1 protein-coding gene is annotated in these 219 nt (G+C 55.7%); it reads right to left on the reverse strand.

Annotated features, from left to right (window positions below; translation table 11 throughout):
- Positions 1-9 precede the first annotated feature (9 nt).
- Positions 10-219 (reverse strand): IS66 family insertion sequence element accessory protein TnpA (gene tnpA / locus BZJ21_RS16540; RefSeq protein ID WP_158075563.1); only part of this gene is annotated, 210 nt, incomplete at its 5' end.

Raw genomic sequence — 219 nt, forward strand, 5'->3', positions numbered from 1 at the left:
GTGTCGGGATCATGGCAGGTACTTCATCACTTGCGGTAACAGCGCGATGGCCGAGGCGTCATGGACGGAGACCCGGTAGCCGCCGGGGGTTTCGACCACTAACGTCATCGGCGATGAAGACATTGACACGGGAACAATGACGCTCTCGGGCTCGGTGGATGATGTTGTGAGCTTTTTCTGCCAGTAATAGAACTGTGACTGGGCAATTTGGTGCAGTTC

The organism is Salinivibrio costicola subsp. alcaliphilus (genome assembly GCF_001996185.1).
Taxonomy (GTDB): domain Bacteria; phylum Pseudomonadota; class Gammaproteobacteria; order Enterobacterales; family Vibrionaceae; genus Salinivibrio; species Salinivibrio costicola.